The 21645-nt window shown below is 70.4% G+C and carries 18 protein-coding genes; 10 read left to right on the top strand and 8 right to left on the bottom strand.

Annotated features, from left to right (window positions below):
- Positions 1–55 precede the first annotated feature (55 nt).
- The 3 genes from ASD65_RS12075 to purM are packed head-to-tail and all read right to left on the bottom strand — an operon-like array spanning position 56 to position 3856.
- The gene (locus tag ASD65_RS12075; RefSeq protein ID WP_056222956.1) at positions 56–1288 is read right to left on the bottom strand and encodes an MFS transporter; all 1233 of its coding nucleotides are present in this window, start codon (positions 1286–1288) and stop codon (positions 56–58) included.
- 48 nt (positions 1289–1336) lie between these two features.
- A complete protein-coding gene (gene purF, locus ASD65_RS12080; protein WP_056222959.1) occupies positions 1337–2797 on the bottom strand; it encodes an amidophosphoribosyltransferase in 1461 nt (486 codons plus the stop codon).
- Between the two features lie 6 nt (positions 2798–2803).
- Positions 2804–3856, bottom strand: coding sequence for a phosphoribosylformylglycinamidine cyclo-ligase (gene purM, locus ASD65_RS12085; RefSeq protein WP_442922454.1), 1053 nt, complete (start codon positions 3854–3856; stop codon positions 2804–2806).
- A 166-nt stretch (positions 3857–4022) separates the two neighbouring features.
- Here purM and ASD65_RS12090 point away from each other — a divergent pair, with 166 nt between their 5' ends.
- On the top strand, positions 4023–4634 hold the full coding sequence (locus ASD65_RS12090; protein WP_056222964.1) for a hypothetical protein: 612 nt from the start codon (positions 4023–4025) through the stop codon (positions 4632–4634).
- A 4-nt stretch (positions 4635–4638) separates the two neighbouring features.
- On the opposite strand, the gene ASD65_RS12095 is transcribed toward ASD65_RS12090, so the two are convergent.
- Together ASD65_RS12095 and ASD65_RS12100 are read right to left on the bottom strand one after the other, a co-directional pair.
- The gene (locus tag ASD65_RS12095; protein WP_235566687.1) at positions 4639–5028 is read right to left on the bottom strand and encodes a potassium transporter Trk; all 390 of its coding nucleotides are present in this window, start codon (positions 5026–5028) and stop codon (positions 4639–4641) included.
- Positions 5029–5147: 119 nt separating this feature from the next.
- Positions 5148–8342 (bottom strand): HtaA domain-containing protein, encoded by a 3195-nt coding sequence (locus ASD65_RS12100; RefSeq protein ID WP_056222965.1) that lies wholly within the window; start codon positions 8340–8342, stop codon positions 5148–5150.
- Between the two features lie 169 nt (positions 8343–8511).
- Between ASD65_RS12100 and ASD65_RS12105 the strand changes: the two genes are divergently transcribed.
- Genes ASD65_RS12105 through ASD65_RS12115 form a run of 3 tightly spaced genes read left to right on the top strand, consistent with a single transcriptional unit; the run spans position 8512 to position 11458 of the window.
- A complete protein-coding gene (locus tag ASD65_RS12105) occupies positions 8512–9621 on the top strand; it encodes a heme/hemin ABC transporter substrate-binding protein (protein WP_056222967.1) in 1110 nt (369 codons plus the stop codon).
- Entirely contained in the window at positions 9618–10691 is a 1074-nt protein-coding gene (locus tag ASD65_RS12110; RefSeq protein ID WP_056222969.1) for a FecCD family ABC transporter permease, read from the top strand. The genes ASD65_RS12105 and ASD65_RS12110 overlap by 4 nt, the downstream gene beginning before the upstream one ends.
- Positions 10688–11458 (top strand): heme ABC transporter ATP-binding protein, encoded by a 771-nt coding sequence (locus ASD65_RS12115; RefSeq protein ID WP_056222971.1) that lies wholly within the window; start codon positions 10688–10690, stop codon positions 11456–11458. The genes ASD65_RS12110 and ASD65_RS12115 overlap by 4 nt, the downstream gene beginning before the upstream one ends.
- 63 nt (positions 11459–11521) lie before the next feature.
- Here ASD65_RS12115 and ASD65_RS12120 read toward each other — a convergent pair whose 3' ends face one another.
- Entirely contained in the window at positions 11522–11890 is a 369-nt protein-coding gene (locus tag ASD65_RS12120) for a sterol carrier family protein (RefSeq protein ID WP_056222974.1), read from the bottom strand.
- A gap of 231 nt (positions 11891–12121) precedes the next feature.
- Here ASD65_RS12120 and purD point away from each other — a divergent pair, with 231 nt between their 5' ends.
- From purD to ASD65_RS12135, 3 genes are all read left to right on the top strand, one after another.
- Positions 12122–13390, top strand: a complete 1269-nt coding sequence (purD, locus tag ASD65_RS12125; protein WP_056222979.1) for a phosphoribosylamine--glycine ligase — start codon at positions 12122–12124, stop codon at positions 13388–13390.
- A gap of 156 nt (positions 13391–13546) precedes the next feature.
- Positions 13547–14749, top strand: coding sequence for an L-2-hydroxyglutarate oxidase (lhgO, locus tag ASD65_RS12130; RefSeq protein ID WP_056222981.1), 1203 nt, complete (start codon positions 13547–13549; stop codon positions 14747–14749).
- A gap of 140 nt (positions 14750–14889) precedes the next feature.
- Positions 14890–15783, top strand: coding sequence for a siderophore-interacting protein (locus ASD65_RS12135; protein WP_082561738.1), 894 nt, complete (start codon positions 14890–14892; stop codon positions 15781–15783).
- 121 nt (positions 15784–15904) lie between these two features.
- On the opposite strand, the gene ASD65_RS12140 is transcribed toward ASD65_RS12135, so the two are convergent.
- Both ASD65_RS12140 and ASD65_RS12145 read right to left on the bottom strand, forming a co-directional pair.
- On the bottom strand, positions 15905–17434 hold the full coding sequence (locus ASD65_RS12140) for a DHA2 family efflux MFS transporter permease subunit (protein ID WP_056222984.1): 1530 nt from the start codon (positions 17432–17434) through the stop codon (positions 15905–15907).
- A complete protein-coding gene (locus ASD65_RS12145) occupies positions 17431–18057 on the bottom strand; it encodes a PadR family transcriptional regulator (protein ID WP_056222986.1) in 627 nt (208 codons plus the stop codon). The genes ASD65_RS12140 and ASD65_RS12145 overlap by 4 nt, the downstream gene beginning before the upstream one ends.
- Positions 18058–18111: 54 nt before the next feature.
- On the opposite strand from ASD65_RS12145, the gene ASD65_RS12150 reads away from it, so the two are divergent.
- The 3 genes from ASD65_RS12150 (at position 18112) to ASD65_RS12160 (ending at position 21575) form a co-directional block, all read left to right on the top strand.
- Complete coding sequence (locus tag ASD65_RS12150; RefSeq protein WP_082561739.1) at positions 18112–19116, top strand: phosphoribosylaminoimidazolesuccinocarboxamide synthase; 1005 nt, start codon at positions 18112–18114, stop codon at positions 19114–19116.
- Positions 19117–19193: 77 nt separating this feature from the next.
- Positions 19194–20525 (top strand): uracil-xanthine permease family protein, encoded by a 1332-nt coding sequence (locus tag ASD65_RS12155; RefSeq protein ID WP_056222992.1) that lies wholly within the window; start codon positions 19194–19196, stop codon positions 20523–20525.
- A 162-nt stretch (positions 20526–20687) separates the two neighbouring features.
- Positions 20688–21575, top strand: coding sequence for a VOC family protein (locus tag ASD65_RS12160; RefSeq protein ID WP_056222994.1), 888 nt, complete (start codon positions 20688–20690; stop codon positions 21573–21575).
- Positions 21576–21645 lie beyond the last annotated feature (70 nt).

The raw sequence follows: 21645 nt of genomic DNA on the forward strand, positions 1-21645 counted from the left end.
CTATCCTGAGAGTCGGCCGGTCGGGACACACGTCGAGCGTGCGCCTCGACATCCGTCACCAGGCTCCGTGACGGCGCTCCCAGTCGTCCTCGATCGTGTGCGGGCGGGCGATGACGACGCCCGCCGGGATGGCCACGACGATCACGCCGGCCAGGACGATCAGCGGCAGGGTCCAGGCGTCGGTGGCGTCGTGCAGCAGCCCGATCGCGAACGGGAAGACCGCGGCGATGGCATACCCGACGCTCTGCACGAATCCGCTCAGCGCGACAACGGCCTCGTGCGTACGGGCGCGCAGGCCGAGCAGCACGAGGGTCAGCGGGAACAGCAGCGGCGCGATGCCAAGGAGGGCTGCCCAGAGCCACGGTGCTGCCGTCGGGAACCACAGCAGCCCGGCCACGCCGGCGAGGCCGGATACGACAGCCACTCCGAACAGCGGGCGGATGGCGCCGTAGCGGGCGACGAGGCCGGGGATCAGCAGTGAGGCCGGCAAACCCATCGCTGCGAACAGCGACAGGAGCACACCCGCGGTGGCCGGGGTGACCTCGGCGACATCGATGAGGATCGTCGGCAGCCACGCGAAGGACGTGTAGGCGATCGTGGCCGAGACGGAGAAGCCCGCCATGATCGCCCAGGCCAGCGGCAGTCGCCACATGCGTCCGAACATCTGCGGGTTGGCGGTCTCGACATCGACCTTGTCGCCGGCAGAGGCGCGCTCGCGCACGAGCATCGTGATCCAGGGGATCATCGCGGCCGCGGCGAACACCGCCCACATGCCGAGCGAGAAGCGCCATCCGGCGCTGTCGGCCACGGGCACCGCGATCAGCGGCGGCAGGAATGTCGCGACCGCCATAGTGGTCGAGTAGACCGTGGTCATCAGACCGATGCGGTCGGGGAAGTACTTCTTGACCAGGGGCGGGAGCAGGATGTTGCCGACACCGACCGCGGCGAAGATGGTCGCCGTCGCCAGCAGCAGCGTGACGGACGAATCGGCGAGCCCGCGCGCCAGTAGCCCGATCGTGGCGACGGCGGATGCCGCGATCACGAGCCGCTCCAGTCCGAACCGCCGCTCCATCCGCGGGGTGAGGATGCCGAAGATCGCGTAGCAGACCGGCGGCGCCGTGCCGATGAGGCCGATCACCCAGGCCGGCATGGCGAAGTCGACGGCGATGTGGTCGATGACCGGCGAGAGGGATGCCACGGCCACCCGCACAGAGAAGGCGAACAGCACGATCCCGAGCAGCGCGAGAGCCCTGCCGTGCCAGAGCGGGCGGGCGGGGCTGGAGTGCATCATTCCAGCCTAGGTGCCGCCCGCAGCCCGGGCGAACGAAACGGGGGGTCAGGACTCCTGCGAGCCCTCGACCCACGCGAGGTACTCCGCGCTGACGGTGCCGGTGATGTAGCGGCCGTCGAAGCAGCTCATGTCGAGGTCATCGAGGTCGGAGCCTTCGAGGATCGCGGCCTTCAGATCCTCGACCTCCTGGTAGACCAGGAAGTCGGCGCCGAGCTCCGCTGCGATCTCGGGGATCGTCCGGTCGTGCGCGACGAGCTCCTGACGCGACGGCATGTTGATGCCGTACACGTGCGGGTAGCGGACCGGCGGCGCGGCCGAGGCGAACGTCACGGTCTTGGCCCCGGCATCCCGTGCCATCTGGATGATCTCGCGGCTCGTCGTGCCGCGCACGATCGAGTCGTCGATCAGCAGCACGTTCTTGCCCTTGAACTCGCTCGACATCGCATTGAGCTTCTGGCGCACGCTCTTCTTGCGCACGGCCTGCCCGGGCATGATGAACGTCCGGCCGACGTAGCGGTTCTTGTAGAAGCCCTCGCGGTACTCGATGCCGAGCTTGCGGGCGACCTGCATCGCCGCGGGGCGCGAGGAGTCCGGGATCGGCATGACCACGTCGATGGTGTCCACCGGCGTGTGCTTGGCGATGGTGTCGGCGAGGCGCTCGCCCATACGCAGTCGCGACTCGTACACGGCGATGCCGTTCATGACCGAGTCGGGGCGGGCGAGGTAGACGTACTCGAACGAGCACGGCGCCAGGACGGGGTTCGCGGCGCACTGCTTGGTGTGCAGGCGACCCTCGAGGTCGATGAACACGGCCTCACCGGGAAGCACATCGCGGACGACCTCGAAGCCGGCGTTCTCCAGCACGAGGGATTCGGATGCCACGACCCACTCGTAGCCGCCCTCGTCCGCCGGGCGCGTGCCCAGGATGAGGGGGCGGATGCCGAACGGGTCGCGGAACGCGAGGAGACCGTAGCCGGCGATCAGCGCGATAGCGGCGTACGAGCCTTCGACGCGCTCGTGCACACGGGCGACGGCCTGGAAGACCTGTTCGGGATCGAGCTCGAGCCCGGCGATCTCGGACTGCAGCTCGCTGCCGAGCACGTTGACCAGCAGCTCCGTGTCGGAGGTGGTGTTCAGGTGGCGGCGGTCGGTGTGGAACAGCTCGCTGGTCAGCTCACGCGTGTTGGTGAGGTTGCCGTTGTGCACCAGCACGATGCCGTAGGGCGCGTTCACGTAGAAGGGCTGCGCCTCTTCCTCGTTGGCCGCGGTGCCCTGCGTCGCGTAGCGGACATGACCGAGCCCGATCTCACCGAGCAGCGCCCGCATGTCGCGGGTGCGGAACGCCTCACGGACCTGCCCCTTCGCCTTCGCGATGTGGAACACGCCGTTGGCCTCCGCCGTGGCGATGCCGGTGGAGTCCTGCCCGCGGTGCTGGAGAAGGAGGAGGGCGTCGTAGATCTCCTGGTTGACGGGCCCACGGCCCACCATGCCGACAATGCCGCACATTGGGGGTTACTTCGCTCCCTGGTCGCTGTACTGTCCGACGAGTCGCACGGCGCCGCCGTCGACCCCCTTCGCACCCTGTTCGAATTCGCCCGCCGGACGCGGACCGTCGCCGACGACGCCGACCTGCCAGGTGGCGATGCCATCCTGCAGGAGAGCGGATGCCGCAGCCTCCGCCTTGTCGGCGGCCACGACGGCGAGGAACCCGATGCCGAGGTTCCAGGTGCCTTCGGTGGCGGTGAGCTCGAGGTTGCCGAGGTCGGCGAGCACGCGGAAGACCGGCGGCGGCGACCACGTGGAGCGGTCGAGCTCGACCCAGGTGTCCTGCGGCAGCACGCGCGCGAGGTTGGCGGCGATGCCGCCGCCCGTGACGTGGCTGAGGGCGTGCACGGCGTCGCCGGTCTGCGCGATGAGGCGCAGCAGCGGAGCGGTGTACAGGCGGGTGGGCTCCAGGAGCGCCTCGCCCCACGTCGTACCGTCGCTCGCGAGATCGGTCGCACGGTCGCCGTACTGGATGCCGGCACCGGCGACGATGTGGCGCACCAGCGAGTAGCCGTTGGAGTGCAGGCCGCTGGAGGCCAGCGCCAGCACCACATCGCCGGGGCGGACGCGGTCGGCGCCGAGGATGCGGCTGCCCTCGACCACGCCGGTCGCGGCGCCCGCGACGTCGTAGTCGTTCAGGCCCAGCAAGCCGGGGTGCTCGGCGGTCTCGCCGCCGACGAGCGCGGTGCCCGTCTCGGCACAGCCGCGCGCGATGCCCGCGACGATGTCGGCGATGCGCTCGGGGAAGACCTTGCCGCACGCGATGTAGTCGGTCATGAAGAGCGGCTTGGCGCCGACCACGACGATGTCGTCCACGACCATGCCGACCAGGTCGAGCCCGATCGTGTCGTGCTTGTCGATCGCCTGGGCGATCGCGACCTTGGTGCCGACGCCGTCGGTGCTGGTCGCGAGCAGCGGACGTTCGTAGGCACGCAGCGCGCTGGCGTCGAAGAGACCGGCGAAGCCGCCGACACCTCCGAGCACTTCGGGGCCGTGGGTTCGACGAACGGCCGACTTCATCAGCTCTACTGCGAGGTCACCCGCAGCGGTGTCGACGCCGGCTTCGGTATAGGGATTGGGGGCGGAGGAGGCCACACGTCCAGCCTACCGGCGGGCGGGACGGGCGGATGCCGCATCCGCGGTTGTGCCGGGCGCACCGGACCCGCGCCGCCGTAGAATGACGGGCATGGGCGGCGTCGGTGCTCCAGAATGGGTGATCCGCGAGGACGCGGGTCAACCCGTGCTGCTCGCGCTCTACCTGCGCCAGGTGCTCGGCATCCGCTCTCCCGACGAGCTGCCGCACTTGCGGGGCATCGCACCGCGGGTCAATGACCGCTCCGAGGCGGCGCAGGCTCTGCTCGAGCGTCAGTGGCGCGAGTACTGGGCGATGACTGTCGAGCCGCAGGCGCATCCGTCCCCTGTGCCGCTGGATCTCGTCGAGGGTTTCGACACCCAGGTCGCCCTGCCCACCGAGGGCTCGGCCGAGCTGATCACGGCGATGCGTCCTCACGCGGCCGAGGCGCTGGCGTACTCGCAGTCGGCGCACGAGCGATACCGCAAGGACGCGTCTGCCAAGCCCGGCGTCTCGTACCGCGCCTACGCGAGTGCGATCGCGGAGCACGAGCGGCAGGTCGGGCGGCGGGCGCATTCGTTCGAGCTCAATGTGCAGGTGCTGCCGCTCAGTCAGCGCGGGGTGTGGTGGATCGGCTCACTCACGATCGCGGTGACCGACGGTCTGCGCGGCGATGTGGTCGCGTTCGACGCGGCGATCCATCCGATCATCGCCGAACTGGCCTGAGGCGTCACTCCGCGTAGTGCGCGGTTTCGCGGTCCATCACGACGTCGCGTGCACGCTTGCTCATGACGCGATCGAGGATCAGCGCCACGACGCCGCCGACCACGATGCCGACGACGACGAAGATCAGCGCGAGGAACCCGAAGACCTGCGTCTGCGAGTAGACCATCCCGGTGTTGGGGCTCTCCTCGCCGCTGCCGTTGAAGGCGAAGGTGAGGATCAGTGCGACCAGGATGCCGATGATCGCGCCGAGACCCATGAAGACGGCGTACTTCGGTGCGCGGCGCACCTTCACCGTCACCAGCTCATCGTCGATGACGATGTGCGGTGCCGCCTCGGCAGTCGGAGCACTCGGCTGCGTGGACGTCTCGTCAGGGGTGTTCGCCGTATCGGCCATGTCTCCATTGTCCCACTCGTCGGGGCGCCGGGCTCACGAACGACCGACACCCCCGCGGAAGCCTCGCGGGGGTGTCGGTCGCGAACCGGTCGGGTGACCGGCTCAGTCTTCGGCTGCGGTCACTCGACCGGCGTCTCCGACGCGGAGTGCGCCGAGGCGCGGCGACGCGCCACGATGATCCAGGCGGCGGCTCCGATCAGCAGCAGCACTCCGCCTCCGACGATCCACGGCCAGACCGGGGCCGAAGCCTCGTCCTCGACGACTGCGGTCTGCTCGGCGGCGACCGGCTTCTCGTTCTCCGCAGCGGCGGCGGTGACCTCGCACCCGTCGACCGGGATGACGGCCGACACCGGGTCCATCGCCTCGCCCGCCGGGTATGTGCCGAACGCGGCCGCGCCGGCCTCGGTCAGTGTCGCCGGGAGGGCGTCGAGCACGAGGGCGCCGTCGGTGATCTCCAGGTCGGGCACCGCGAATTCGGCGAGTCGCACGCCGGCCGCGGAGATGGGCTCACCCGTCTGGGTGGTGCCCGCCACGTCGACCACGATGTAGCCCGTGTCGCCGGCCAGTTCGAGCCGGAAGTCCGACAGCGTGGTGTCCAGCGCACCGGCGTGCCCGGTGAACCGGATCGCCCCGCCGTACGTCACGAGGCCGGTGTGGTCATCGACATCCAACGATCCGGTGCCGTTCGCCCACACATAGGAGGGGTACTCGTACGCGACGTCGGTGAGCTCCCAGCCGCCGGCGGCGATCCCCTCGATGTACGTGCGGAAGGACTCCTTGAAGCCCCACGCCAGCTCGGCGCCCTGCGTGGTGCAGGCGCCCAGGGCGGATGCCGCGCGCTGCAGCGAGAACGTCAGACCACGGCTGACCGAGGCGCCCTGGAAGGTCAGCGTGTGGTCGCCGTCCTCGAGCGTCGCGGGCAGCGAACCGGTCCACGTGGCGGTGCCAGAGGCATCCGCTGTCACCGTCCCGAGCAGCACGGGGGTCGAGTACACGACCACCGCGATGTCGGCTTCGTTGGGTGCGAATCCGGAGGCCGAGACCGTCGCCGATTCGCCCGCCTGCAAGGCGGTCAACGTGGCGTCGTCGACCTCGATGCCGGCTGTGGCCGGAGGAGTGGTCGGCAGCGCACGTGCTGTCGGCTTCGCGGCCGCGGCGGTGGTCGCGACGGTCCCGGTGGAGCCGCTCGGCGCGGCAGACGCGGTGCCGACCGTGAAGGTGAGCGGGTCGAGCGAGGTCGAGAAGCCCCCGAGCACCTGATTCTGCCCGGCGGCCGTGAGGCTCGCGGGAGCACCGGCGAAGGTGACCGCACCGTTGCTCTCGGTGCGGGCGGCCGCACCGAGGTTGACAGTGGCGAAGGCGACCTGCGCGCCGCCGCTGGTGACGTACAGCGTCGCCGCCGTGGGCGAGGTGATCCGCAGCTGCGGGTTCGCGATGGTCACGTCGAGGATGCCGTTGTGGCCGGTGAACCGCGCGGCGCCGACGTACGAGACCGTGCCGGTGCCGGAGGCTGCGGAGTACGTGCTGCCCGTGGCCTGACCGAACTGGAACAGGCCGCCCGAACGGGTTGCTCCGCCCGACACCGAGACGCTGCCGTGCGCGATGCTGCCCGTGACGTAGGAGGTGAACGACGACGAGATGGCCCAGCGCAGGGATCCGCCCGGCACCGTCGGGGTCACGACCGGCACCTCGGGCGTGGCCGGGACCTCAGGCTCGGTCGGCGGGAACAGGACGTCCCACTGGGCCGGAGTGAAGGCGATGTCCGACCGCGTGTAGATCGTGAGCGAGTCGGGCATCGTGTGCTGCTTCCACACGATGACCTCGTACTGCTTCGTGCGATCCAGGTTCGCCGTTGCCGCGATCAGGTTCTTCTCGAACGCGCCGCCCGTGATGCCCATGACGTAGCTCATCGCGACGAAACCACTGCTGGCGGTGACGTCGGCCTCCGTGCCCTTCTCGATGATGGCGGCATAGGCGCCGGTGATCGGGCCGAGGTTGGTCGCGACCGTCTTCACGGTCGCGCCGGCAGCCTTGGAGACATCGGTGACCGAGCCGGTCACCGTCGGGACCGGGGCGGGTTCGGCGAAGGTGATCGGGGTGTAGGTCTCGAACGGTGCRTACTTCGCGCCACCGCCCGGGTAGGTGTAGATGCCGTAGTTGCCGGCGAGCAGGTCGTTGACCTCGGATGCCGACACCGTCAGTTCCGTCTGGAACGAGCCGTCCGCCCCGATCACGATGCCGCCGGCAGCAGAGCCGCCGATCGTGGCGAGATCCGCTTCCAGCACGCCCCACTTCTGCGCGATCGACGTACGCGCACTGCTCGGCGCACCGGTCGAGGGCTTCCACTCGTCGAGGAACTTGCCGAACACCACATACGAGCCCGTGAACTTCCCCTGGAGAGGAGGACGCGTGCCCGAGGTCGCCGGCGGGTTCGGAACGAAGCCGGTACCGGTCACCGTGACCGTCTCACCCGCCGCATCCAACCCAGCCGTCTTCGAAACAGTCACCGTCGGGACCCCAGCAGTGGTCGTGGGCGTCGGTGTGGGGCTGGGCGTGGACGCCGCGGTGATCTCGTAGGAGACGGCGGCCGAGGTGGATCCGACGAAGGCAGCCGGATCGGCCGGCGTGAACACCGCCGACAGCGAGACGGTTCCGGCATCCGCCACGCTCGTGGTCACGGTGCTGCCCACGGCAGCCTCGCCGACCTTCGCATCGCCTCGGAAGTAGGAGACGGATCCGGATGCCGCGGGCTCGACGGTCGCGCCGAGCGTGAACGTCTCGCCTGCACGGCTGGAGCCGGCCGGATCCACCATCAGCGTGGTGGTGGTCGCGACGGCCGGCAGCGGCTCCCACGCGAGGGCCGTCGTCGTGTTCTGGCTGGGGTCAGAGAAGCCCTGACCGTGCGCCTTCGAGGTGTAGATCGAGTACTGCCTGCCGTCCGCGAACGCGGGTACCGACATCTGCACGCTGAACGTGCCGTCCGCCCCCATCGGCGCGGTCCGTGCCGCGCCCTCGCCGCCGGACTCGTTGCCGGGAGCGATCCAGACGGTGTCGCCGAGCTGTGACGAGCCGGCGTAGAAGCCGGGCAGCCCCGCGGGACCCACTGCGAGATAGACCCCCGGGCTCACTCCGGAGAACCCGGAACCCGTCACCGTGACGGTTCCACCCGCGCGCGGGACGGCTCCGGCGGACACCGACGGCCCGTCTGCGGCCTGCGCGGCCGGGGTGATCGCGGCGCCTGCGAGGACGAGTAGGAAGGCGAGAAGGGCCGCTATGACGGCCTTTCCTCGGTCGAGGGCAAGGTGCGTGGACACAGTCATCTCCGGGTGTGCGGCCGGAAGCGCGCGCCGAAGCGCCGGTCCCGTGCAGCGATGCAGTCGAGTGAAGGATGTCGCGAATTTGGTTAGGCTTAGCTAAGTCGCGACGCTCTCGACCGTAGGGCACGTTCACAGCCAACGTCAAGTTTTAGGTTAGCCTTGCCTAATGCGTCGTGCTTCTGCCCTGCTTCTCATCGCGCTGCTCGCGCTCACCGGATGCGCCGCACCGACCGCGCAGGCCGACTCGAGCTGCGCGGCTTCCGATGCCCCGCTCGCCTCATTGGCGCTGGCCGAGGACGTGCGCACGCACGAGGGCGGCGCGACCGCGTGCCTTCCGGACCGGGCCATCACCCCCGTCGACGACGCCACCGCACCGGAGCTGCCGGTGACGGTCACGGATTCCGAGGACCGCAGCGTCGAGGTCACCGACGTCGACCGCATCCTCGCCATCGACATCTCCGGCACGATCGCCGCCACCGTCGTCGGGCTGGGCCTCGGCGAGAACCTCGTCGGCCGCGACTCGTCCACCGACTTCCCGGGCACGGCCGACCTGCCCGTCGTCACCAAGGCGGGGCACACCCTCAACGCCGAGGCGATCCTCGAGCTCGCACCGACCGTGGTGCTGACCGACACCTCCATCGGTCCGAAGGAAGTGCGCCAACAGCTGCGGGATGCCGGCATCCCGATCATCGTCGTCACCGCCGAACGCCGCCTCGACACCGCCGATGACCTCGTGCACGAGATCGCCGCGGCGCTCGGCGTGCCGAGCCGCGGCGCCGCCCTGGCGGAACGACTCGACGCCGAGCTGGCCGCCGCCACCGCAGAGGTCGACGCGATCGCACCCGCCGCCGAGACGGATCGACCGCGGATGCTGTTCCTCTACGTGCGGGGCAGCGCCAACATCTACTACATCTTCGGCAAGGACTCGGGAGCCGATTCGTTGATCGAGGCGGTCGACGGGGTCGACGTCGCCGGCGAGATCGGCTGGGTGGGCATGAAGCCGATGACCGCCGAGGCGCTCGTGTCCGCGGCCCCCGACATCCTCGTGATGATGACCGATGGACTCGCCTCGGTGAACGGGATCGACGGACTGCTGGAGCGCATCCCGGCGCTGCAGCAGACCCCTGCCGGTCAGCACCGGCGCGTGGTCGACATGGCGGATGCCGACATCCTGAGCTTCGGCCCCCGCACCGCCGAGATCGTCCGCGCGCTCGCCCGGGCCGTGTACGCCCCCGCAGACTCCCCCGCCGCTCCTGCCCCCACGACAGCACCGTGACCTCGGAAGTCGTCGTCCCCACCCCGAGTCGCCACCGACGCGGGCGGTTCATCATCGTCACGATCGTGCTCGCGGTCGCCCTCGTCGCCACCGTCGTCGTCTCGCTCGGGCTCGGGCAGTACGCGCTCTCCCCGTCGGAGGTCGTCGGAGTGCTGCTGGGCGCCGTCGGCATCGACAGCCCCTGGGCGGTCGCGGATCCGACGGCCGCGGGGGTCGTGCTCGGCATCCGACTCCCCCGCATCGTGCTGGGCCTGCTCGTCGGTGCCGCCCTGTCTGTCTCGGGCGTGCTGATGCAGGCGATCTTCGGCAACCCGCTGGCCGATGCCGCCGTGGTAGGCGTCTCCTCCGGCGCCGCCCTCGGTGCGGCCGCCAGCCTCACCTTCAGCCTGACCGTCTTCGGCCTCTGGACGACCCCGGCCTTCGCGTTCGTCGGCGGTCTGGTCGCGGTGCTGTCGGTCTACTTCATCAGCCGCACCGGCGGGCGCACCGAGGTCGTGACCCTCCTGCTCACCGGCATCGCCATCAACGCGATCGCGGGGGCCGGGCTGGCGTTCCTCACCTTCCTCGGCACCAGCGCCACCCGCGAGCAGATCGTGTTCTGGCAGCTCGGCAGCCTCAACGGCGCCCTGTGGCAGAACATCGCGCTGGTCGCGCCGCTCGTGCTCGTCGGGCTCGTCGTGGCGATCCTCGTCGCCCGGCAACTCGATCTGTTCGCACTCGGCGAGCGCACCGCGCGGCACCTCGGCGTACGGGTCGAGCCGCTGCGCATCGGCGTGATTGTGACGGTCGCCCTGCTGGTGTGCGCTGCCGTCGCGTTCGCCGGCATCATCGGGTTCGTCGGACTCGTCGTGCCGCACCTCATGCGCATGGCGATCGGGCCGGCGCACCGGCCGCTCATCATCACGAGCGCGCTGGGTGGCGCGCTCCTGCTGGCCGGGGCCGATCTCGTCGCCCGCACGGCCGTGCCGCTCGCCGACCTGCCGATCGGCATGATCACAGCCCTCATCGGCGGGCCGTTCTTCCTCTGGCTGCTGCTGCGCACGCGCAAGCAGGCGGGAGGCTGGGGATGAACGTCCGACTCGACGCCAGGACGGTCACCGTCACCGTGGGAGAGACCACGATCCTGCGGGATGCCTCGATCACCGTGGCCGCCGGGGAGGTCCACGCCCTGGTCGGACCGAACGGCGCGGGCAAGTCGACGATGTTCGGCGTGCTCGCCGGGGATGTCGCCCCCTCGTCAGGGCAGGTCGAGCTCGATGGCCGAGACCTGCGGGGCTTCCCGTCGCGCGACCTGGCGCGCCTGCGTGCCGTGCTGCTGCAGCACAACGCGGTGAGCTTCCCGTTCTCCGTCGAGGACGTCGTGCGGATGGGACGAGCACCGTGGGCGCGGACGCCCGCCGTGGACGACGACGACAGGATCGTGGCGGCGGCGATGCAGGCGACGGATGTCGCGCCCCTGGCCGGCCGCGGCATCCCCTCGCTCTCCGGCGGCGAGCGCGCCCGCGTCGCCCTGGCCCGCGTGCTCGCGCAGAGCACGGATGTGATGCTGCTGGACGAACCCACCGCCGCGCTCGACCTGCGCCATCAGGAGGACGTGCTGCGCATCGTCCAGCGCCGGGCGCGGGAAGGAGCCGCGGTGGCGATCGTGCTGCACGACCTCGGCGCCGCTCTGGCCTACGCCGATCGGGTGACACTGCTGTCGCAGGGCCGGGTCGCGGCGTCAGGGCCGCCGGCCGAGGTGCTGACCGCCGAGCGGATCGAGGAGGTCTACGGCCAGGCCGTGGACGTGTTCCCGCATCCGATCACAGGTGCGCCGGTCATCGTGCCGCGGCGGTAGGTCCCGCGCGGGGCGGGGTGGGGTGGCTTCGCTATGCCGAGAAACACGCGATGGTGGGCGAGGTCAGGGGCGCAGCGGGAGCAGTTCGGTGAGGTCGGCACGGGTGCCGGAGGCGAGGATGCGACCGGAGGCCGCGGCATCCGTCCACTGCTCGGCGCCGGTTGCGAGCGCGATCCAGGTCGCCGGATCGGTCTCGACGACGTTCGGCGGGGTGCCGCGCGTGTGGCGCGGCCCCTCGAGCACCTGCACCGCCCCGAACGGAGGCACGCGAACCTCGACCGTGTGCCCCGGAGCCTTTTCGGCGAGCAGCTGCAGGAGGTAGCGCACCGCGGTCGCGAGGTCGGTGCGGGCAGGAGCGACGGATGCCGCATCCGCTGCCCGCACGGCAGCCAGGGCGGTGCGTCCTTCGTCGGTCAGGATCTTCCGTGCCACGCCCTCACGGTACCGCGGGCCGGCCCCTCTTTCCCTCGAGACTGCAGTCGAGCTTTCCCTCGAGACTGCAGTCGAGCCTCCAGACTGCGGGCTTTTCCCACCGTCTCGAGGCTCCGTTGCAGTCTCGGTGACGGAGAGGTGACGGAGACGCGGCGGTGCCGGCATCAGGCGCTGGGGTCGGGCGGGCGGAGACCGGGGGCGCGGCGACACCGCCGCCGATAGGCTGGAGGGGTGCGAATCCTTGTCCTCGGCTCCGGCGCGCGCGAGCACGCCATCATCCTCGCGCTGAAGGCGGAGGAGGCCGGACACGAGCTGTTCGCCGCCCCCGGCAACGCCGGAATCGCGCACGACGCGACCCTCGTGACGCTCGACGGCACCGATCCCGCCGCCGTCACCGAGTACGCGAACGACGAGAACATCGACCTCGTCGTGATCGGCCCCGAGGCGCCGCTCGTCGCCGGCGTCGCCGACGCCCTGCGCGAGCGCGGCATTCCGGTGTTCGGCCCCGGCAAGGCCGCCGCGCAGCTCGAGGGGTCGAAGGCGTTCGCGAAGCGGATCATGGAGTCCGCCGGGGTCCCGACCGGGCGCGCGGTGCGCGCCCACACCCGCGCCGAGGTCGAGTCCGCGCTCGACGAGCTCGGCAGTCCGCACGTGGTCAAGGCCGACGGCCTGGCCGCCGGCAAGGGCGTCATCGTCACGGCCGACCGCGCCGAGGCTCTCGCCCACGCGGACACCTATCTCCCGTCCGGGCCGGTGCTCATCGAGGAGTTCCTCGCCGGGCCCGAAGTCTCGCTGTTCTTCCTCAGCGACGGCGACCACGTGCTGCCCCTGAGCCCGGCACAGGATTACAAGCGCCTGCGCGACGGCGACGAAGGCCCCAACACCGGCGGCATGGGCGCGTACTCGCCGCTCCCCTGGCTGACCGAGCGCTTCGGCGGCGAGGCCGACTTCGTGCAGCTCGTGACCCGCGAGGTCGCCGAGCCCGTCATCCGCCAACTCGACTCCGAGGGCACGCCCTTCATCGGCCTCCTCTACGCCGGCCTCATCATCACCGAGGCCGGCATCAAGGTCATCGAATTCAACGCCCGCTTCGGCGACCCCGAGACGCAGGCCGTGCTGCCCCGGCTGCTCGACCCGCTGTCCGGACTGCTGCTCGCCGCGGCATCCGGCAACCTCGAGGACCACCCGCTGCCCGCCTTCGCCGAGGCCGTCGCCGTGACGGTCGTCGTCGCGAGCGAGGGCTACCCCGAGGCGCCGATCATCGGCCGCGAGATCACCGGACTGGATGCGGCGGCCGCCGTCGACGGCGTGCACCTGGCCCACGCCGCCACCGCGGAGCGCGACGGTGCGCTGGTCGCGACCGGGGGCCGCGTGCTCAACGTCGTCGCGCTCGGCACGACGTTCGCCGAGGCGAGCGCCCGCGCCTACCGCGCCGTCGCCGAGGTCTCCCTCGACGGCGCCCAGTACCGCACCGACATCGCCGCCCGCGTCCGGGAGTAGACGCTCACCGGTCGGGTCAGGAGACGGTTCGTCCCAACCGGTCGCTCAGTGAACGCGGTTCGGCGGCGTGAGCCGGAGAGCAGAAGGTTCACCCTGAGCATGTGACGTACTCGAGGTCGGCGGAGCCCCGAGCACCGCGCAGCTAAGGTCGGAGGCATGACCGAGCGCATCGGCATCATCGGCGGCGGCATCGTCGGCATCGCACTCGCCCGTGCACTCGGCGCGCGCCGCGCGGAGGTGACGGTGCTGGAGAAGGAGACCCGACTCTCCCAGCATCAGACCGGCCACAACTCGGGCGTCGTGCACGCGGGCCTCTATTACAAGCCCGGATCACTGAAGGCCACGCTGTGCGCGGCGGGCCGCGTCTCCATCCGCGAGTTCTGCGAGGAGAAGGGCCTGCCCCACCGCGAGGTCGGCAAGCTCGTGGTCGCGGTCGACGAGTCCGAGCTCGGTGCCCTCGCCGAGATCGAACGGCGGTCGATCGAGAACGCCGTGCCGGATCTCGCCCGCATCGACGACGTGGCCGCGCTTCGCGAGATCGAACCGCACGTCGCGGGTGTCGCCGCCGTGCACTCGCCGCACACCGCGGTGGTGGACTACGCCTCCATCACCGAGGCGATGGCACAGGACGTGCGGGCCGCCGGTGGTCGGGTCCTGCTGGGCCACGAAGTCACCGGGATCCGGCTCGAGAACGGCACGGTGCGGGTGACCACGCCCGTGTCGGAGGACGTGTTCGACCGCGTCATCGTGTGCGCCGGGCTGCAGTCCGATGCGGTAGCCCGCCTGATCGGGGCCGACCCGTCGCCGAAGATCCTCCCGTTCCGCGGCGAGTACTGGGAGCTCGCCCCGGAGCGCACCGACCTGGTGCGCGGCATGATCTATCCGGTCCCCGACCCGCGCTTCCCCTTCCTCGGCGTGCACTTCACGCGCGGGGTCTACGACAACGTGCATGTCGGCCCCAACGCGGTCCCCGCACTCGCGCGCGAAGGCTACAAATGGCTCACGATCTCGGTCAAGGACACCTGGGAATCGCTCCGCTGGCCCGGCGCATGGCCGCTCGCCAAGGAGCACTGGCGCATGGGCGTCGATGAGATCTCCGGCTCTCTGATCAAGCCGCTGTACTTCCAGAAGGCGCGACGGTTCGTGCCGGAGCTGAAGATGTCGGATCTCGCGCACAAGACCGGCGCCGGCGTCCGCGCCCAGGCTTGGGGCAGCAGCGGCGAGCTGCTGGACGATTTCGCCGTCGATCAGGTCGGCCCCGTCACCCTGCTGCGCAACGCCCCCTCGCCTGCGGCGACCTCATCGATCGCGATCGCCGACTTCGTCATCGAGCACTACCTGACGCCCAGCCCGCGCTGATCCGGGCATTGCGGTGCCGAGGAGGCCAGCCTGGACCGCGTCGCTCGCGCTCACCGAGCGGGACGCGACGACCTCGCCTAGCCACAGCGTGGTTGGCTGGACAGGGGCGCTCCGTGTCGGCGTCCGCGAGGAGGAACACCATGACGGATGCCGCCACCACTCCCGTGAGCGCCGGTCGAGCCGGTCGGCCCCCCGCCGACACCACATCGCCGTTCTTCCGTGCCGGCGGGCGCAACCGGTTCACGGCGCGCCCCGCATCGGTCGTCGCCGTCAGCACACCGGCGCCGGACTTCGTGCGCGTGACCCTCACCGGACCGGACTTCGCCGACTTCGTCTCGGGCGGACCGAGCGACCACATCCGCCTCTTCCTGCCCGACCCCGCGACCGGTGAGCTCGTCGCACCGGCGCCGGTCGGACCCGACGAGGACGGCATCATCCGGCCCGAGGGGCAGACCTTCTCGCGCGACTTCACCCCGCTCGCGATCCACACACTGCCGGACGGCGCCGTCGCGGTCGACGTCGACTTCTTCCTGCACGCCGATGCCGGACCGGCCTCGGGCTGGGCAGCGCGCGCATCCGTCGGCGACAGCATCGTCGTGGTCGGTCCCCGCGGCTCCAAGGCCGCGCCGCAAGGCGTCAGCCGCGCCGTCCTGATCTGCGACGAGACTTCGCTGCCGTCGGTCGCGCGCTGGGTGCGCGAGCTCCCGCCGACCGCCCGGATCGACATCATCGCGGCCCTGCCCGGCTCGGGCGACTGGGTCGCGGACTACCTCGGCGTGGCCGGGTCAGAGCGCGTGGCCGTGCACGTCGTCGCTCCCGAGGCCACCGAGGCCGCGCTCGACGCGCTGGATCCGATCGACGCGGGCACGTACGTGTGGGCGGCGGGCGAGGCATCCGCTCTCGTTCCGCTGCGTCGCCACCTGCGCCGCACGCTCGGGCTGCCGTCGGAGCAGGCGTCCGTCAGCGGCTACTGGCGCAGCGGCGTCGTCGGCTTCGACCACCACTCCCCGGTCGACCCCTCCGACCCGGACTGACCTGCGCGGCGTTCGACTCACTGCGGAGTACGCACGGTCGAACCCACCCGCGAGACGTGGCCAACGTACCCGAACCAGGTCCGGGAAGCACCGTTTGCCACGTCTCGCGTGAGGCCGCCCCTCAGGCCCCCGCGTCGACCTTCGCCGCGTGCCAGTCCTCGTTGCTCGACCCCCGCGGCGCGCGCAGGAACAGCATCACGACCGCGGCCAGCAGCAGCACCACGGGCGGCAGCAGCAGGGCCTGCGACATCGCGGTCGAGAACCCGTCCACGACGGCGGCGGGGAGCTGCCCATGACCGAACCCGCTCTGCGCCGAGGACGCTCCCGGAAGGTTCGCCTCGAGCCGGGACTGCATCCAGACGGCGATGGCCGCCGAGCCGAGCACGGAGCCGACCGTGCGGGTCGTGTTGTACACCCCGGCGCCGGCACCGGCCTGCTGGATCGGCAGGTCGCGGTTGGCGATGGTGGCCAGCGGCCCCCACATCCCGGCGCTGCCGATGCCCAGCACCGCGGAGGGCAGCAGGAACATCCAGATCGGCGTCTCGGCGTTCATCAGTGTCGAATACCAGATGAGTCCGCCCGCGAACAGCACCAGTCCGGGCACGAGGATCAGGCGCGGATCGGTGCGGTCCAGCAGCTTGCCGGCGAACGGCGACAGGATGCCGGCGAACACCGCCATCGGGATCAGCAGCAGGGCCGATTCGGTGGGGGTGAGCCCGCGCGCCAGCTGGATGAAGAACATCATCGGCAGCGACATCCCGGTGACGGCGAAGCCGACCGCGGCGATGCCGATGCTGGAGATGGAGAAGTTGCGGCTGCGGAACAGCTCGAGCGGCACCAGCGGTTCCTTCTTGCGACGGCTCTGCTGCCAGATGAAGAGGCCGAGCACCGCGACGCCGGTGAGGATCATGCCCCACACCGTGATCGGTCCCCAGATCACGCCCCAGTCGTATGTCTCGCCCTCCTGCAGCCCGAAGACGATGAGGAAGAGGGCGATCGCGCTGAGGAAGACACCCAGGATGTCGAAGCTGTGCGAGTGCGTCTCGAGCTTCGGAACGAGGATCCACGCGGCGACGAAGCCGATGATGCCGACGGGCACGTTGACGAAGAAGATCCACTCCCACCCGAGGCCATCCACGAGGAAGCCGCCGGCGAGAGGCCCGACGAGCATCGCGACACCCGAGGTCGCACCCCACAGGCCCATGGCCGCACCGCGGCGGTTCGGCGGGAAGGTGCGCGTGATGATCGCCATGGTCTGCGGGGTCATCAGCGCGGCACCGAGTCCCTGCACGGCGCGCGCGGCGATGAGCATGTCCAGCGTCCCCGACAGACCGCACCACAGCGACGACAGCGTGAAGACCGTGAGACCGATCAGGTAGATGTTCTTCGGCCCGAAGCGATCGCCCAGGCGACCGGTGACCAGCAGCGGCACGGCGTAGGCCAGAAGGTAGGCCGAGGTCACCCACACCACGTTGTCGAGGTTGTTCGTGTGCGGGTCGAGCGCGGCCTTGATCGCCGGGTTCGCGACCGAGACGATCGTGGTGTCCACCAGGATCATGAAGAATCCGATGACCAGCGCCCACAGGGCTGGCCACGGACTGCGTGCGGTGGGGGCGACGGATGCCGCGGCCCGGGTCGTCTGTTCGGTCATTGCCGTGCAGCCTTTCGGTCAGCGAGATAGCGCTCGGAGTGCGGACCGAGTTCGGCGGGCCCCCAAGCGAAGACATGGTTTTCGAGCCGGTCGATGAGCCCGTCGAGCCAGATGAGTTCGGCCCCGACCAGCACGTCGTTCCGCTCGAGCTCGAGGAGGAACTGCTCGGGCACCCCGCGGGCGCGCGCGCCATGATGCCCTGCGCTCTGCAGCTCCTGCCCCGCGGCGAGCGCAGCCCGCCGGATGCCGAGCAGGTCGATGACCTCGTCCCGGTCGAGGTTGTGCGCCTCGGCGATGGCGACGCGGAACTCGGCGGGACGATCGATGCGCGGCAGCTCGCGCCGCACCCATTCGATCACCGCGGCGCCGCCGGCCTCGGTGACGCCATAGGTGGTGCGTTCGGGGCGGTTGCCGTCACGATCGACGCCGGTCTCGACGAGGAGGCCGGCCCGTTCGAGCCGCGCGACCGTGTGGTAGAACGTGCCGTTGGTCATCGGGACGAGACGGTCGGACCGCCGCTGGCGCAGCAGCCGCATCATCTCGTACGGGTGCATGTCGCCCTCGCGGAGCAGCGCGAGCATCATGAGTCCGAGCGGCGTCAGCCGATCGACAACATCCTTCACAGGTGCTCCTCTGGTCGCAGCCGAGCGGTGATTACTCCGGACCGACTAGTCCACATGGACTATACCTCCACCAATGCACCGCCTCCACCCCGCACCACGCCCGAGCGCGCGCTCCGCGATAATGGGCGAGTGACTTCATCCCTCGCATTGTCCGGCTGGCGCCACGTGTACTCCGGCAAGGTGCGCGACCTCTACGTACCGGCCGACACCCCCGACGGCGCCGACGCCGCGCGCCTGCTCGTCGTGGCCAGCGACCGCGTGAGCGCGTTCGACCACGTGCTCGAACCCGGCATCCCGGGCAAAGGCGAACTGCTCACGACCCTGAGCCTGTGGTGGTTCGACCAGCTCGCCGGCGGCGACGGCGGTCGACGCATCCCGAACCATCTCGTGGCCGATCACCGACTGGGCGCCGACGACTCCGCGCACGAGGTCATCCCCGCCGAGGTCGCCGGACGCACCATGCTCGTCAAGACCCTGGTGATGTACCCCGTCGAGTGCGTCGTGCGCGGCTACCTCACCGGCAGCGGCTGGGTCGAGTACCAGGCCGACGGCACCGTCTGCGGCATCCCGCTGCCCGCCGGACTCACCGACGGCGACCGCCTCCCCGAGCCGATCTTCACCCCGGCGTACAAGGCGCCGATGGGCGAGCACGACGAGAACATCTCGTACGCGCAGACCGTGGAGCTGGTCGGAGCGGATGTCGCGGCCGCCCTCCGCGACACGTCGCTGGAGATCTACCGCCGTGCCGCGCAGCTCGCCGAGGCGCACGGCCTGATCCTCGCCGACACGAAGTTCGAGTTCGGCGCCGATGCCGACGGCGTGCTCACCCTCGGCGACGAGGTGCTCACCAGCGACTCGTCGCGGTACTGGGATGCCGAGGCCTGGCGCATCGGCACGACCCCGGCGGCGCGGATGGCGAGTTTCGACAAGCAGATCGTGCGCGACTGGCTCGCCGCGAACTGGGACAAGCAGGGCACGCCGCCCGAGCTGCCCACCGAGATCGTCGAGCGCACGGCCGCCCGCTACCGCGAGCTGCTGGAGCGTCTCACCGGCGGCTGAGTCCGCCGCATCCGCCTCGCAACGACGCGAGGCGACACCTCGCAGTCCCCGACTGCACCATCATCGAAGGAGCGCCCATGCCCACTTGGACCCTGCACGGAAACGGTCGCACCGTTGAGCCCGGCAAGGTGGTGCGACCCGACGAGCGACTGAACTGGGGCGCCACGATCGCGATCGGCGTGCAGCACGTCATCGCCATGTTCGGGGCGACATTCCTGGTTCCCGTGCTCACCGGGTTCCCGGTGCCCACGACGCTGCTGTTCTCGGGTATCGGCACGATCCTGTTCCTGATCATCACGAAGAACAAGCTGCCCAGCTACCTCGGCTCGTCGTTCGCATTCATCGCGCCGGTGACGGCCGCCACCGCATCGGCCGGCATGGGCTCGGCCCTGGCCGGCATCGTCGCGGTCGGCATCCTGCTCGCCGCCGTCGGCTTCATCGTGCAGTTCGCCGGACTCGGCTGGATCGACAAGCTGATGCCCCCCGTCGTCTCCGGTGCGATCGTCGCCCTGATCGGCTTCAACCTCGCCCCCGTGGCGTGGACGAACTTCCAGGTCGAACCACTCACAGCGACCATCACGCTCGTCGCCGTCATCCTGTTCAGCGTCGTGTTCCGCGGATTCCTCGGCCGTATCTCGATCTTCCTCGGCGTCATCGTCGGGTACATCGCGTCGGTGATCATCGGCGCCGTCAACGGCACGTTGGACTTCACCGCGGTCGAGCAGGCCGACTGGATCGGCCTGCCCGAGTTCCACATCGCCGACTTCGCATCGCCGGGCACGTGGAGCGCGATCGCGATGTTCCTGCCCGTCGTGCTGGTGCTCATCGCAGAGAACGTCGGCCACGTGCGCGGTGTCGCGTCGATGACGGATGCCTCGGTCAACCGTCACACCGGACGCGCACTCATCGCGGACGGCGTCGCGACCACGATCGCCGGAACCTTCGGCGGATCGGGTACGACCACGTACGGCGAGAACATCGGCGTCATGGCCGCGACCCGCGTCTACTCGACCGCGGCGTACTGGGTCGCCGGTATCGCCGCGATCCTGCTGTCGCTCTCGCCGAAGGTCGGCGCGGTGTTCAACTCCATCCCGCCGGGGGTGCTCGGCGGCGTCACGACCGCCCTCTACGGCCTGATCGGCATCATCGGCATCAAGATCTGGGTCGACAACCGCGTGGACTTCTCGCGCCCCGTCAACCAGTACACCGGCGCCGTCGCCCTCGTCATCGCGATCGCCGGCTTCACCATGCAGTGGGGCGACTTCCAGCTCGGCGCGATCGTCATCGGTGCCGCGGCGGCCCTGCTGATCTACCACGTGGGCAACGCGATCGCCCGGTGGCGCAAGACCGGCGCCGACGACGGCGGCCCGCTCCCCGTGATCGGCCAGCTCGGCGGCGACCCCCAGTAGCGCCCCTCCGCCCGCGAGCCCCTGGCACCCGGCCCCCTCCTCGCGAGCTCACAAAAACGGCACGCTCAATACGACGTGAGCGGACACTTCTTGTGATCTCGCGAGGATCGGGGAGGACACAGCTCGGGAATCGAATGCCCGTCCGCAGCGTTGTCTATACGCATGAATGAAAAGCTCGTGACGGGGACCGACAAGCTCGCGGCGGACACCGCGATGAGCGCGGTGACGCTGCTGGTCGGCGACCTCGACGCGATGACGGCGTACTACCGCGACGTCGTCACGCTGCAGGTGCTCGACGCCGCCGGCGAGACCGTGTCGCTGGGACGCGCCGGCCGGCCCCTCGTGATCCTGCGCCGCGAGCCGCAACTGCGCCACGCCACCCCCGGCAGCGCCGGGCTGTTCCACACCGCGATCCTCTTCGAGTCGCAGACCGCATTGGCCGCCGCGCTCTACTCGGTCGCACGGCACGCCCCCGGCACGTTCACCGGCAGCGCCGACCACATCGTCAGCCAGGCCTTCTACGCCACCGATCCCGAGGGCAACGGGATCGAGCTGTACTGGGACCGCACTCGCACCGAATGGTCATGGACGCACGGGCAGATCGAGATGGGCACACTCGCCCTCGACCCGAACGCCTTCCTCTCCGAACATCTGACCGAGGCCGCCGTTGCCGGATCGACGGCGCAGGATGCGGCATCCATCGGCCACGTGCATCTGTCAGTCGGGGATGTCGCCTCCGCCCGCGCGTTTTATGTCGATGCCCTCGGCTTCGACGAGACCGCCAGCATGGGCAACCAGGCCCTGTTCGTCAGCGCCGGCGGCTACCACCACCACATGGCGATGAATGTGTGGAACTCGCGGGGCGCGGGTCCGCGGATGCCGGCCCTCGGGCTGGGCCGCGTCGACCTCGACCTGCCCGACGCGGACTCGCTCGGCGCCCTCGCCGAACGTCTCGCCGGGCACGGCATCGCCGTGCGCGACGACGGCCGCACGCTCATGTTCGACGACCCGTGGAACAACGCGATGCTGGCGACGGCTCCGGGCCGCTAGCTCACAGCCCCGCGAGCTCGCAGAAAGTGCGCGCTCGCGACGCCTCGAACGGGCAGTTTCTGTGAGCTCG

Origin of the sequence: Microbacterium sp. Root61 (assembly GCF_001427525.1) — a bacterium.
In the GTDB taxonomy this organism is placed as follows: domain Bacteria; phylum Actinomycetota; class Actinomycetes; order Actinomycetales; family Microbacteriaceae; genus Microbacterium.